General features: G+C 47.3%; 13 protein-coding genes. 10 read left to right on the top strand and 3 right to left on the bottom strand.

Going from position 1 to position 13,674, the window contains the following annotated elements; genetic code table 11:
- From ACKTR5_RS06405 to ACKTR5_RS06395, 3 genes are all read left to right on the top strand, one after another.
- On the top strand, window positions 1-2,132 hold a 2,132-nt coding region (locus ACKTR5_RS06405; protein WP_407880103.1), incomplete at its 5' end, for an LPXTG cell wall anchor domain-containing protein.
- A 36-nt stretch (window positions 2,133-2,168) separates the two neighbouring features.
- Window positions 2,169-2,480, top strand: a complete 312-nt coding sequence (gpG, locus tag ACKTR5_RS06400; RefSeq protein WP_407880101.1) for a phage tail assembly chaperone G — start codon at window positions 2,169-2,171, stop codon at window positions 2,478-2,480.
- A gap of 217 nt (window positions 2,481-2,697) precedes the next feature.
- Window positions 2,698-3,069 carry a hypothetical protein gene (locus ACKTR5_RS06395; RefSeq protein ID WP_407880100.1) on the top strand — a complete coding sequence of 124 codons (372 nt, stop codon included), beginning with the start codon at window positions 2,698-2,700 and terminating at the stop codon, window positions 3,067-3,069.
- 136 nt (window positions 3,070-3,205) lie between these two features.
- On the opposite strand, the gene ACKTR5_RS06390 is transcribed toward ACKTR5_RS06395, so the two are convergent.
- Entirely contained in the window at window positions 3,206-3,859 is a 654-nt protein-coding gene (locus ACKTR5_RS06390; RefSeq protein ID WP_407880098.1) for an NAD(P)-binding oxidoreductase, read from the bottom strand.
- 185 nt (window positions 3,860-4,044) lie between these two features.
- On the opposite strand from ACKTR5_RS06390, the gene ACKTR5_RS06385 reads away from it, so the two are divergent.
- From ACKTR5_RS06385 to recQ, 3 genes are all read left to right on the top strand, one after another.
- Window positions 4,045-6,012 (top strand): M13 family metallopeptidase, encoded by a 1,968-nt coding sequence (locus tag ACKTR5_RS06385; RefSeq protein WP_407880096.1) that lies wholly within the window; start codon window positions 4,045-4,047, stop codon window positions 6,010-6,012.
- A 172-nt stretch (window positions 6,013-6,184) separates the two neighbouring features.
- Complete coding sequence (locus ACKTR5_RS06380; RefSeq protein ID WP_407880094.1) at window positions 6,185-6,376, top strand: hypothetical protein; 192 nt, start codon at window positions 6,185-6,187, stop codon at window positions 6,374-6,376.
- A gap of 203 nt (window positions 6,377-6,579) precedes the next feature.
- The gene (recQ, locus tag ACKTR5_RS06375) at window positions 6,580-8,406 is read left to right on the top strand and encodes a DNA helicase RecQ (protein ID WP_407880092.1); all 1,827 of its coding nucleotides are present in this window, start codon (window positions 6,580-6,582) and stop codon (window positions 8,404-8,406) included.
- Between the two features lie 81 nt (window positions 8,407-8,487).
- On the opposite strand, the gene ACKTR5_RS06370 is transcribed toward recQ, so the two are convergent.
- Together ACKTR5_RS06370 and ACKTR5_RS06365 are read right to left on the bottom strand one after the other, a co-directional pair.
- Complete coding sequence (locus ACKTR5_RS06370; RefSeq protein ID WP_407880090.1) at window positions 8,488-9,426, bottom strand: DMT family transporter; 939 nt, start codon at window positions 9,424-9,426, stop codon at window positions 8,488-8,490.
- 125 nt (window positions 9,427-9,551) lie between these two features.
- Entirely contained in the window at window positions 9,552-10,463 is a 912-nt protein-coding gene (locus ACKTR5_RS06365) for a proline-specific peptidase family protein (protein WP_407880089.1), read from the bottom strand.
- Window positions 10,464-10,622: 159 nt separating this feature from the next.
- Between ACKTR5_RS06365 and ACKTR5_RS06360 the strand changes: the two genes are divergently transcribed.
- The 4 genes from ACKTR5_RS06360 to ACKTR5_RS06345 are packed head-to-tail and all read left to right on the top strand — an operon-like array spanning window position 10,623 to window position 13,583.
- Window positions 10,623-11,558 (top strand): DUF805 domain-containing protein, encoded by a 936-nt coding sequence (locus ACKTR5_RS06360; protein ID WP_407880087.1) that lies wholly within the window; start codon window positions 10,623-10,625, stop codon window positions 11,556-11,558.
- Window positions 11,545-12,510, top strand: coding sequence for an ABC transporter substrate-binding protein (locus ACKTR5_RS06355; RefSeq protein ID WP_407880085.1), 966 nt, complete (start codon window positions 11,545-11,547; stop codon window positions 12,508-12,510). Before ACKTR5_RS06360 ends, ACKTR5_RS06355 begins: the two co-directional genes overlap by 14 nt.
- Before the next feature lie 18 nt (window positions 12,511-12,528).
- Window positions 12,529-12,855 carry a hypothetical protein gene (locus ACKTR5_RS06350; protein WP_407880083.1) on the top strand — a complete coding sequence of 109 codons (327 nt, stop codon included), beginning with the start codon at window positions 12,529-12,531 and terminating at the stop codon, window positions 12,853-12,855.
- A 26-nt stretch (window positions 12,856-12,881) separates the two neighbouring features.
- Window positions 12,882-13,583, top strand: coding sequence for an SDR family NAD(P)-dependent oxidoreductase (locus tag ACKTR5_RS06345; RefSeq protein WP_407880081.1), 702 nt, complete (start codon window positions 12,882-12,884; stop codon window positions 13,581-13,583).
- Window positions 13,584-13,674: the final 91 nt, after the last annotated feature.

Here is a 13,674-nt window from a genome sequence, read left to right as displayed (position 1 = left end):
GGGTTAAAATGTTTAAATCAAAGAAGGGTTGGCTGTACGCACCATTATTCTTCATCGGTACAGCTGCCGCATTAGCAACGGGGGCTGTTTCAGCAAGTGCTGACACAACTGCAACACCTGCTGCTAGCCAACCACAAACGGAAACGGTCGTTAAAGCCGCAACCGACACAACTGCAACCGCAACATCAACGGCTGCATCACAAGCAACATCAGCTGCTGCAACTTCAACAGCTACTTCACAAGCAACATCAGCTGCTGCAACTTCAACAGCCGCATCACAAGCAACGTCAACGGCAACTTCACAAGCAACATCAGCTGCCACAGACACACAAAAAGAGGCTGCTTCGACTTCGACAGACCAAGCAACCTCTTCAACTACTGACACAAACGCAACAACTGCTGAAACACCAGCAACGAATGCTACGTCTGGCTCAAATGATAGTGGTGTATCATCTGACTCAAACAGTGTAGCACTTCCTGACACAGCTGATGTTAACAGTTCCGTTACAACTGAAAATGTTGAAACGCCAGCAATTGCTGCTCCTTCAGCAACAACGTCACTTCCTGACACAGTCGCAACTGCTGCAAACGATCTGAAGAACTTCGATTTAATGCAACAAATTGCTAACGCCTTAGCTGGTGTTAACAGTGCCATCAAGGACGCTATCTCAAGTGTTTGGAATGGTGTTAAGGATTCCTTCACAAACGTTATTAACGATTTCAAAGCAATTCCTTCAGACATTCTTAGCGGAATCAAGAACGTAGCATCATCAATTTTTGATAACTCTAAGCAAGCAATCAGCGACATCTGGAGCGGAATTACTGCTTTACCAAATGCTATTATTACGGGAATCAAACAAGACTTATCAAACATCTGGGACGCTGTTAAGAGCATTCCTTCAACGATTTGGAACGGTTTTGTTAACCAATACAACGCTATCAAGGACATGATCACAACTGTACCTGGTCAAGCGTTGACAGTTGCTAAAGACTTGCTTGCACCATTGACTGCCTTCCCTAAGGCACTGTGGAATGCTAACAAGGATGTTTTACAGAACATGCTTTCATTACCTGGCACGATCTGGAACGATGGCTTAAAGGCTGCTTTACAATCTGTATGGACAACTTGGACTTCAACTATTCCTGGCGAATTTGAAACTGCCATCAAGGACACTGTTTCAGGTTTAGCTTCAGCTGTTAAAGACTTCAACACTATGATGAAGACAATCATCAGTGACAGCTGGACTGCTTTAACTGCTGTTCCTAAGGCAATTTGGGACGCCATGGTTGCTGTTCCTAAGGCAATCTTGACTTCACACAACGTTTTGACAAACGTTTGGAACGTTATCAAGGACACTGCTGCTAAGTTAGCAACGGATGCTAAGAACGTTCTTTCATCAATCAAGGATGCCATTTCAACTGTTTGGAACGACATTACTTCAATTCCTAAGGACATCGTAAGCGGGATTACTACCTTCTTCAAGAATGTTGCTGACGGAATTCAAAACGTTATCAACGCTGCTGCTAAGGGCTTTGACGATGTTGTTAACTCAATCATCGACTTCGCTAAGAACATTTTCAACAACATTGTAAGTGGGATCAACAACATCATCTCAGGAATTAACAATGGCTTAGCTGGAATTGTTAACGGAATCAAAGACATCATTGCTAGCGTAGGTTCAACATTGTCAGACATCTTAAACAAGATTTTGACAGCTATTGCCGGCTTGTTCAACAATGGTGGAAACACGAACAACAACGGTAACAATGGTAATAACGGAAACAATGGTAACAACGGGAATAACGGTAACAATGGTGGAAACACTGCTGGTAACAACGGTGGTTCAACTACTGGTAACGAAAACAACGGCTCATCAGTTAACGCCGGAAACGGTGCTAACGTTATGACAAACGCTGCTAAGGATGTTGCTAGCGTTGCTGCTCCTGCTGCTCATGCAGTTGCTGGTGTTGCTGCTAACGTTGCTAAGACAGCCAACCAAGCTGCTAACAACGCTGCTTCTAACTTGCCAGAAACTGGTGAAGCTCAACAAGGTGCAATTCTTGGGTTGATCATGGCCGCTCTGATGAGTGTCTTGGCACTGTTCGGCTTTTCAAAGAAGTACCAACACTAAAATCATTTTCAACAAATTAACTTAGGGTGACCAAAAATGACAGAAAAATTGACATTAACGGTTAACGGCGAAAAAAGAGTTTACGAAGCACCTGAAGAAATTTCTATGAAGACGTTGTATCAAGCAATGGAATTATCCGAACAAGTTGACGATAATACAAGTGCATTTGATCAACTCGACAAGCTTGTTGACATCGCTTTAGTATTAATTGACGCAGTTCCAACTAACCATTTAACAAAAGATGAATTGTTGGCCGGAATGTCAAGTCAAGATTTCGCGCAAGAACTTGTACCGTTCGTACAAGGTAGTATTGAACGGCTATCAAGTAAAATGAAAGCCAATCATTAATTGACTTAAACCAATAGGAAGACTGCTAACCGAAGCCTTTCTAAGAGATTACTGATACGGTTGTCGGTGACCTCGATGGGAACGAAAACGAGAATCCAACCAATTCTCGTTTTCATGTATCAGCAGCTTGTCCTGAATAGGACAAATGTGGGTGGTCCCCACCTGTTGATCATAATTAATGAGCGGGTTGAAACTTACGGGGAATGGAGATGAGCGGATGATTAACTACAAATCAGAAGTTGAAGCACCGGAATTAGCGAAAACGCTGGATTTCCTTGCACGTCAACAAAAGATTTCGACGTTAACACGCCAGTCGTCAGTTAACTTAAGAGAATTACTTCTCATTCAACTGATTTTTACGACGCCGGACCTGGAAATTAGTATGTACGCCAAGAAATTGAGTACCTCAATTAGCTTCGTGTCCATGATGATGACCAACTTCGTTCAGCGAAACTTAGTTAAAGTTAGTGGCGAACGCTACGATCGCCGCCGTAAGACCGTTCGATTAACGTCTCAAGGCGTTCTATACGCTCATGAAACGGCAGATATTTTGTCACAGATTGGGTCAATCTTACTAGAAGAAGCATAGACACCTGGCGGAACCGCCCACACATCATTGTGTGGGCGGTTTTGTTTTGTCTAAATAAAGAAAGAAGAATCAAAATAAAAACGATCGCTTTCCGATTTGGAAAGCGATCGTTTTGTTGATGTTCATGATAAATGGCTTATTTAAAGGCGTCTGCTAATGGTGTGGTGCCATTACCGATGGTATAGTCTTGTCGACGTGTTTGTGGTGCCTGGAGTACTGCTAAGATGGTCTTGGCAGCATCCGCCCGGGTAATCTTGGTGCCTTTTTCTGGGGTTGGGTTCACAACGAGTTGGCCCGTTGAAGGTTCATTAATCAACGTTCCAAACCGTAGAATCGTGTAATCCAAATCTGTGTGCTCAAGAAAGACATCGGCGTAATGTTTTGCAATCAGATAAGGATGAATGGGCGTATCAGCCCAGACTTCACGGTGATTACTGTAAATCGAGCTCACCATGATGTACCGTTTGATGCCCGCTTGTTGAGCAGCAAGCATTGTCTTGATGGCACCATCAAGATCAATCATTAGGGTTTGATCGTCACCAGTCTTACCACCAGATCCGGCGGAAAAGACGACGGTGTCAGCACCGCTTGTCTTAAATTGAACGGCCATCTCTTCTGGAAAGGCGTTGAGATCAAATGGTGTCGTGGTTACAAACTCGCTGGTGGGAAAATCAGCGGCTTGACGGTCGTCACGAATTCCTGCAATGACGTGTTCACCAGCATCAGCAAAATCCTGAATGGCGAGTTGACCAATTTGGCCATGGGCGCCGACAAAGAAAGTTGTGGACATAAGGAAAGCCTCCTGTAATAAAACGTTAATTAAATGGTTGATTACCAGCAGTGTAACCGTGAACCACTAGGAAGACAACTATTTACGGTTGAGGAATGCGTCGCCCTTTTGTTTCACCAACGAGGTTGCTATACTAAGGAAAGCTTTTAATCGTTTTTTAATTCTATAGAAATGAGGCACGGTTAATGACATTTGTGAATAATCGGATTCAAACATTAGTGGGCGGTGCAACCAGCGCCGATGAAGGTAGCGCATCCTTAAAGGATGACCTGTATTTAGGGGTTAATGGTGACTGGTTACAAACGGCCACGATTCCTGATGACAAACCAACGACGGGTGGCTTCGCCGACTTGGCTGACAACATCGAAACCACGTTGATGAAGGACTTTGGTGAGATGCTGGCTGGAACAGTTGAACCCAATAATGTGCTCCTTGCAAACTTCATTAGTTATTACAAATTAGCAAGTGATTATCAAACACGTGATCAAAAGGGGTTTAAACCCCTTCTGACGCTGTTGAAAACTGTTCAAGGGTTAGTGGACTACAAGGACCTTCAAACGCACCTGGTGGCGTTTTTGAAGGACGGTGTGGGTGCACCATTTCCAATTAGTGTGAGTCCCGATATGAAGGACACAAAGCACAACGCCGTTTACGCAGGGACACCATCTTTGATCTTACCGGACACAACGTACTATGCGGCCGGAAATGACGCTGCGCCACAGCTGATTGCAACGTTTAAGGCAATGATGACTAAACTGTTAACGTTAGCCGGACTACCCGAAACGGACGTCGCAACGATCCTGGATCAAACGGTGGCCCTGGACGCTAAGTTAGCGCAACACCAAAAGAGTAGTGAAGAAAAAGCGGACTATCCAAAGATGTACAATCCTCAGTCACTGACTGACTTTGGGCAACATAGCGATGTGATCGATCTGACGGCCTATGTTAACGAAGCGTTGGAAAACCGCGTAGAGCGGGTGATTGTCACTGATCCGAAGTATTATGAAGCATTGAATACCGTCCTAACACCAAATAACTTTGAAGAGTGGAAGAGCTGGTTAATTGTGCAGCTTGTTCGGAGCTGGTCCGGTCATTTAACGGATGACGCCCGGGTGATTCGGGGCGAATATCAGCGGGCACTATCTGGAAGCAAAGCCGCGTTTAATCCCCAAAAGGGTGCTTATTACCTGGCTTACCACCAGTTCAACATGGTGGTGGGGGATTATTATGCACGTAAATACTTTGGTGCTAAGGCCAAAGCAGATGTCATGACAATGGTTCACCGGATGATCGACGTTTATAAGAACCGGTTACAAAAGAACGAGTGGTTAAGCGACGAAACACGGCGGCAGGCAATCGTAAAGCTTGATACATTGATTCCAAACGTTGGTTACCCAGATAAAATTGACCCATTGTATGCACGTTTCGTGGTCACCCCAAGTGAAGCGGGTGGCACGCTCTTTGACAATGCCCTGCGGTTTAATCGGTTAGCGGTTCAGGCAAACTTCGATGAGATCGATCAAGAGGTGGACCGGACGATGTGGGCGGACATGGACCCCGCAACCGTTAATGCTTATTACGACCCATCGAACAACATCATCGTCTTTCCGGCCGCCATTTTACAGGCACCGTTTTACAGTTTGGATCAGAGCAGTGCGGAGAACTTTGGTGGAATCGGGGCCGTCATGGCACACGAAATTTCCCACGCCTTCGATAATAATGGGGCCCAATTTGATGAGTACGGGAACATGCACGACTGGTGGACCGCGGACGATTTGGCCCACTTCAAGACCTTGACCCAGGCAATGATCGATCAATTTGACGGAATCAGTTTTGCCGGGAGCACGGTGAACGGTAAGCTCGTGGTTTCTGAAAACGTTGCGGACCAAGGTGGGTTAAGCTGTGCGTTAGAGGCCGCTAAGGAAGATCCAGACTTTTCTGCCCAAGCATTCTTCACCAATTGGGCAAAGGTGTGGTGCATGAAGGCAAGCCCAGCGTATGAACAGCTCTTGCTGAGCATTGATGTTCATGCGCCACACAAGCTGCGGGCAAACGTTCAGGCGCAAAACTTGGATGAATTTTACACGGCCTTCGATGTGCATGAAGGCGACGGGATGTGGTTAGCACCAGATGAGCGCGTTCACATTTGGTAATTAATTAAGTGCATTGCGCGGTTTGACGATTTATAAGCGGCTAGACGCTGGCTTGCCGGGGTGAAACCGCAGTTTGACGGTGAGGAAAAGTTTACAAAACGGTGTGGATGGAGTAGCGTTAGCGTAACCAACAACCCCCTTGATAGTTAGCGGGGTTCATTTAAGGAGCGCTATGCCAAAGTTTAGGCTGAATCGAAATCAGGTGCAGCAACACGCCATTGTTAAAACAATCGACGTTCACTTTTTGTGGAACTTAGGTTCAACAATTCAGATGCTAACCGATCGTCAGTTATCAGAACTACACAACTATGAGCAGCGGCTTGACTACCAGGACCAGCAATGGGCACTGGCACACCGTGAGTAGCCGTGATCGATAACTAATTTTTGCCACAATGGACTGGTTAAACCGGTGCTTATTTTGGCGTGAGCGCGTAATGAAGAGTGATCACCATAAGGATTAAAACAACGGCATTTACGGCGTGGACTTTCCGTAAATGCCGTTTTTATGTGCAATGATTTTGGAAAAGGGCCGATCATTGTACTTTCTCAGAAGGCTTGTATAATTGAATGACAGACGAAGCGGATGAGAAAGAGGAGAACATGACTGAGACAGCCTTAAGTGTGCTAAAGGATAAGTTTGGGTACGACAGTTTCCGGCCTGGACAAGACACGATTATTAATAAAATCATGAACCATGAAAACGTCCTGGCCGTTATGCCAACGGGGGGTGGAAAATCCCTCTGTTACCAAATTCCGGCGTTACTTCTGCCAGGGCTGACAGTGGTTGTCTCACCGCTGATTTCCTTAATGAAGGATCAGGTGGACGCGTTAAACGAAAACGGGATCGCCGCAACGTTTATCAACAGTACGTTAGACTACCAAGAGATTGAATATCGTTTACAACAAGCTGCGTTAGATCAGGTGAAGTTGCTGTATTTAGCGCCAGAACGACTTGATGATGAACGGTTCTTGGCCGAACTGAGTGAGTTAAACATCGTGCAGCTTGCCATTGATGAGGCCCATTGTATTTCCCAGTGGGGCCATGATTTTCGGCCCAGCTACCTAAACTTGATGAACACCGTCCACCAGTTTCCGTCCCATCCAGTGGTGGTGGCGTTAACGGCCACGGCAACAAGTAAGGTGGCTGTGGACATTATGGCCCGGCTGAACATTGATCCGCAAAATGAAGTCAGCACGGGATTTGCCCGGGACAACCTGTCGTTTCAGGTGGTTAAGGGGCAGAATAAAGAAGCCTTTTTGCTGGAGTACCTGAAGGTCAACCCTAAGGCTGCTGGGATCGTCTATGCAAGTACACGTAAAGAAGTGGAACGGGTTAGCCAGCTCCTTCAACACAAGGGCATTGCCGCTGGCATGTATCATGGTGGTATGAGCGAATCAGACCGCAACCAGAGTCAAGAGGCCTTCTTATACGATCGGGTCCAGGTGATGGTTGCAACCAATGCATTTGGAATGGGGATCGATAAAAGTAACGTGCGTTTTGTTATCCACTTTCAGGTGCCCGGCAACCTTGAAGCGTACTATCAAGAAGCTGGCCGGGCTGGTCGTGATGGTTTGCCGAGTGAAGCCATCTTGCTGTACCAACCATCTGACCTTCAGGTTCAACACTTTTTCATTGATCAGTCAGACATGGAACCCACGTTTAAAACACGGGAATACCTGAAATTACAGGAAATGTCGCGGTATGCCAACACGGAGGGCTGTTTGCAGCAGTTCATTTTGAAGTATTTTGGTGAGGCGTCACCGGCTTGTGGACACTGTGGGAACTGTTTGGATGAGCGTGATCAGGTGAACATCACGGTGGATGCGCAAAAAGTTCTTTCCTGCGTGTTACGGATGCGTGAACGGTACGGAAAGGCCCTGATTGCTCAGGTCCTCACCGGCTCGAAAGTGCAACGGATCTTGACGGAACACTTCAATGAATTGTCCACATATGGGTTGATGAAAGAGCGGTCGCAAAAGGAAGTGAGCGACCTGATCAACTATTTGACGAGTAGTGGTTATTTGCAACAATTGGGTGGTGAGTACCCAACGCTTCACGTGAGCGACCTTGGGGGCAGCGTCCTGAAGGGACAAGCAAAGGTGCTTCGCCGCGGTGCAGTTAAAGCCAAACGAACGGTTTCAGTTGATGATGATCTATTTGAAAGTTTGCGCCAACTACGGATGGACTTTGCGGAACAGCAACACGTGCCACCGTACGTGATCTTTTCGGATAAGACGCTACAAGCCTTTTGTGAGGAACTCCCGCAATCAACGTTGGCCATGCTAAGCATTAAGGGTGTGGGCCAAAATAAACTGGATAAATATGGTGAGGCATTCTTGGAAGTGATCCAATTACATCAAGAAACATCTGAAAGTGAGGATGTTGAAGCCTAATCAATCAAAAAAGCTGTCATCAAGATGGCGTTAGTGGCGAATCGCCGCTAACGGTCCTTGATGACAGCTTTTTTAATTTAGTTAGAATATTTTGATCAACAAGACACCAACGATCATGATCAGGAGCCCCACAATTTGGAGAAAGACGATCGGATTACGTTTGGCACCGAACAGACCAAACTGATCAACCACAAGCCCCCCAATGATTTGGCCAAACAAAACGATGACCACGGTTAAACCGGTTCCGATGATGGGCACCAGGTAGACGTTTCCAAGAACAAAGAGGGCCCCAATGAACCCACCAAACCAGATCCACCATGGGTGGCGTGAAATTGCACCGACCGGGAGCCGAAGCCCGTGATTTTGAATGAGCACGGTGATGAGTAATAGCACCGTTCCAATCAGAAAGCTCACGTAAGCGCCCTGAATGGGAGAGTGGAGTAAATATCCAAGATGACCGTTAACGGCTGTCTGACACGCTGCAAAGCCCCCAAAAACGATGCCTAGTAGTTGCCAAGCACCGCGACCACGATTGGGATGGTCCGCTGACCGTTGATACGTGCTTTTCCGACTTCGATCGGGTAACACAACGGCGCAAACGATGCCGGAAATCATTAACAGGGCCCCGACCAACCGGAGCCACGTGATTGGGTAGCGGGTGCTGGCAAACCAACCGAAGCCGTCAATGAGCAACCCCATCAAAATTTCTCCGAGAATTGGCATGAGGACGGTTTGGATGCCCCCAAGTTTTGGGAACAGGAGGATGTTTCCGGTTAGATAAACAACCGCTAACACCCCGCCAAGCCAGATCCACCATGGTTGGCTAGCAATAAAGTGTGGTGCAATGATGAGTGAATGACCTGTTATACGCAACAGGATCGTGAGTAAAATGGTCCCCATGAAAAATGACATGAAGGACGCGAAGTACGGTGACTTTAAGACCCCTTGTAACCGTGAATTAATGGCGGTCTCCATCGGTAGGGCAATCCCAATCGCGATGGCAATCGTAATGGCTAGCATGAAAAATCTCCCCTTTATAAAAGTGCTCATTCTATCGTAACACACTGTTAGCGGCGTAAAAAAAGACTAACTGCCAGTCATGCTGGCGGTTAGTCTTTTGGCGATTCATTTAATCATGTGGATGGTTAGTCATTAAAGCTGTCGTTTTCAACGTCCTTAATGAACTTAGCCAGGTGATCAAAGTAAACGGGAGCATTATCGATCATGTGGTGGTGGCCACCATCTGGCGTTGTTTCCAGGCGGGCATGCGGAATCAACTTCTGCATGGTTTTCGCGGTCTCAACGGGCATGGTTTCATGTTCACCAAACGTAATTAACGTTGGCACCGTGATGTCCTTTAAGTGATCACGGAAGTGCCAGTCCTTCAGCTTACCGGTGATGACAAATTCGTTATCACCCTGGAAAACGTTGTAAACGGGGGTTGCCATGGTTGAAATCAGGTGCGCAATGGCCGCTGGCTTCTTCCGGTCTACGTAGCCGTCGTTTAAGACGTCCACATCGGCTTGGTAACGATCGTTATCGTAGTCGTTCTTGGCTTCACATTCCTTCATGAAGGCCACTTCTTCTGCTGGTAAGGCGTCTTCACGAACCTTGTTGATGTTAGTCACGTATTCGTCAATCTCATCAACCATGGATGAAATGATGGCACCCTTCAAGTGGTCACCGTATTTGGCGGCGTATTCTTGAACAAGCAAGCCACCCCAACTTTGACCGATCAAGTAAAAGTTGTCGATGCCAAGCTTTTGCCGAACTTCTTCAACTTCTTCCAAGAAGTACTCATAGGTTAAGTATTTGTCAGAAGTTGTTTTATCTGAATAGTCAGGTTGGTCTGAATAAAATGACCCAAGTTGATCGTACATGTGAACGGTCACATTTAGGCCTTGCTTACCGAGTTCTTCGGCAAAGTTTTCCCAGTATTCGTGGGTCCCACCAGGGCCTCCGTGCAGACATAGTAAGTGAATGTCGCCAGTGCCCTGTGTGTTTGTCCATAAGTGATACCCGTTATCGAGCGTCATGATGGTGGTTCCTTGTTTCATGGGGTCAGCCTCCTTCGTGTAATGATATTAGTTTATCACGTTTTTAAACGACTGCCGCGTTTTGAGGGAAAAACGTGACATTTCGGGGAATAATTGTGCAATCTGCAACTAACTCCGCTAAAATAAAGCTATTCATTAGTGAGGAAAGGGTGTGCGGACATGAATGTCTGGGCAAATTATGCGGCCAGTTGGCGGGAAACCTTTAATTATCATGGCAAGACACGGCGACGTGACTTTTGGGCAGCCATGATTGGCATGGTGGTGATGACCATCGTGATGGCAACGGTGTTATCTGCCGGATTTAGTTTGAGCAACACAGTGGCGGTGCCGTTACGACTAGTATTAGACCTTTTTTACATCGCCCAATTTTTACCGTACCTAAGCATGTCGGTTCGTCGGTTACACAGCATTAATCTGCCGGGTCGTTACCAGTGGTTGATGGTGCTGCCAGGCGTTCACATGATCGTTTTGCATGCATTACCGGAGGCGACCAAAGATTCACGGGCGCCATGGTATCAGATGATGTCACCAGATGGTGAGCCAGTGCCGGCCGTTGTGGATCGAAACGGATACGTGCACGGGATTCTTGCAAACGCGTTTAGCATGATGTGGCATAACTTTTTCAACTTCAAACAGACGACGTCACGGGGCAACTATCTGTGGTCGCGACTGGCCTGGATGATTTTTTCCGTTGCCTATGGTGCAGTGTGGCTTGTCGTTGGCGTGTTCTGGATGATGGCCCGTGGGTTTGCGGTGCAAGCAGCTGGTGGAACAAGCCTTGATAATGCAACAGCGGGTAGTTTAATTGGATTAGCGGGCATTGTGTATTTATCATTATTAATTCCGATTTTATCGTTAACGGCACGCCGGTTACATGATCAGGCGCTGAGTGGTTGGTGGTCCGCCCTGATTTTAACGGGGAGCATCGGGCAACTGATCGTGACATTGCTGGCGATTTTACCCGCTAAAGCGGATCAACAAACGTATCCACGGGCTGACGGTGGTGTTTTGAAGCCAGTGGTTGAGCAACCATCCGTTGAAGTGTTTTATCCGACGAAGACCACAGTGGAGGCCCCCCACGATGAACAAGGTTAGTCGGTGGGTTGTTGTTGGCATTAGTCTTTGCGTCGGTTTACTGGGGCTAACGGCTCGCGGTAATCACCAGAAACCGTCAGCCACAACGGCATCACCAAGGCAAACCAACCTAAATTTTGCGGTGGGACCATCCATTGATGCCTTGCCGGTTTACGTTGCTGAGACTCAGGGCTACTTTGGGGCGCAGCATTTGCGGGTGAACTTAACAAACGTAGCGCAACCAGCCGACCGTGTCAGTGGTGTGAACACGGGCCAATTTAACGGGGCGATCAGCGGTCTGCCAGAATTCATGACCACAAGCGGCACGTCACCCACAGGAAAGGTGGTCGCCTCAGCAACCAATTATGTGGCGGTGATGACCACAACAGATACGGTCACCAAATTGACAGACTTAAAGCACGCAACGGTCGGAACCCTGGCTAATTCGACACAGGCTTACGCACTGAGTGAATTGCTAGATGAGCAAAAGGTCAACGCGAAGACGGTGGCCATTAAGACGGCCGGAAGTGAAACGGAATTAATGACCGCGTTGACAAACCAAACGGCGGGAGCGGTAACGTTAACGGATCCCAATGCAAGTCGCAGCCGCCGTGATGGCGCACGAACGATTGCCCAAACAACGGCGGGGCAGGCGGATACGGGGATCATCTTTTCACAACAGATGTTGACCAAGCACGCGGCTGCCGTCAAGGCGTTTATAACGGCCTATAATCAAGCAGTGGATTACATTAATGCGCACCCTGATACGATGAGTTACCAAGATGTTCTGGTTAATTCGTTGGGGTATCCGGGTGATAATTTAAGCGCACTAGCGTTGCCGCATTTTGAGCACGCAACCACGATTAAACATTCACGGGTGACGGCGGTTCGGGACTGGTTATTGACGACTAATTCTGGGTTAAACCTTGCACCAGTGAACGATTATCGTTCAACGATACTAACCACAAAATAAAGTGAGGATGTTAAACACATGATGAAGTTTTTTTCAGTTCTAGTGACCTTTGCCATCGCAATCTATGGAATCTGGGTGATCGTTGCGGCCCAACGAAAGTCGAGCCGGCCGGCTCAACAGTACCAACTGTGGTTATTGGTTGGGGGAATTATGATTTTGTGTCAGGTGCTGTTCAAAAGTGACCGGTTGTTAGGTGTTGTGTTGCTATTTGCCGGCTGTGTCGTGGTTTCGATCATTAATTACTTAATTGACAGAGGTGAACACGGGACCGTTAATTGGCGGAACCATAGTTTACGGGCATTGTTGGAATTAGTTTTGGTTGTCTGGGCAGCCTTAGCCGGATAATTAGCGGGTATAAAAGGAGAAGTTAGATGGCAAAAACGGTGTTAATTACCGGTGCGACTCGCGGCATTGGGTACGCATTGGCTGAAAAATACGTTGCAGACGGTGATTTGGTGCTGGTCGGAACCCGTGACTTAGACCGGGGGTTAGAGGCCATCGACCATTTACGCGCTAATGGTGGGCAAGCACGGCTGCTTCAGATCGACTTGTTGGATCAGGGAAGTGTTATGCAGGCAGCTCAATGGGTCGGACAACAGTTTGGCCAGTTGGATCTGCTGATTAATAATGCGGGAATCTTTGATGACCACGATGTGTTAGCCAGCCATGAGGATGCAGAAAGTTTACGACAAACGTTTGACGTGAACGTTTTAGGAACGTACTTGGTTACGCAACAAATGCTGCCCTGGCTTCAGGCGGCTCACGGAATGGTGATCAGTATGTCAGATCAGCTAGCAACGTTCACAAACTTTGCGACGGAACAGCCAACAACGGGATTGGGGCAACGATTATCGCGGATGAGCGTTAATGCCATGACGGTGCTGTTCCAAAACGAACTGGCCGGTGCGGTGCAATTTCGCGCGGTGACACCAGGCGAAATTGCAAGTAGTCCGGCACGAAAGGGCGGCCAACCGGTTTCTGTGGCGGTTGATTTAATTCAACAAATTGACGCCCATAAGGCAACGGATTGGGATGGTAAGCTAATCGGTGTAAACGGCATCGTGGAATTTTAAAACAGAGCGAGCCAAGGCGCGTTTAGGCCCACTCAGGTAAGCAAAACCAGGCGCTTCATGGTGATTTTTCCATGGGGCGCCTGGTTTTGTT

This window comes from Furfurilactobacillus entadae, assembly GCF_045862745.1.
Classification (GTDB): domain Bacteria; phylum Bacillota; class Bacilli; order Lactobacillales; family Lactobacillaceae; genus Furfurilactobacillus; species Furfurilactobacillus entadae.
This window is presented reverse-complemented; position numbering and strand designations above follow the sequence as displayed.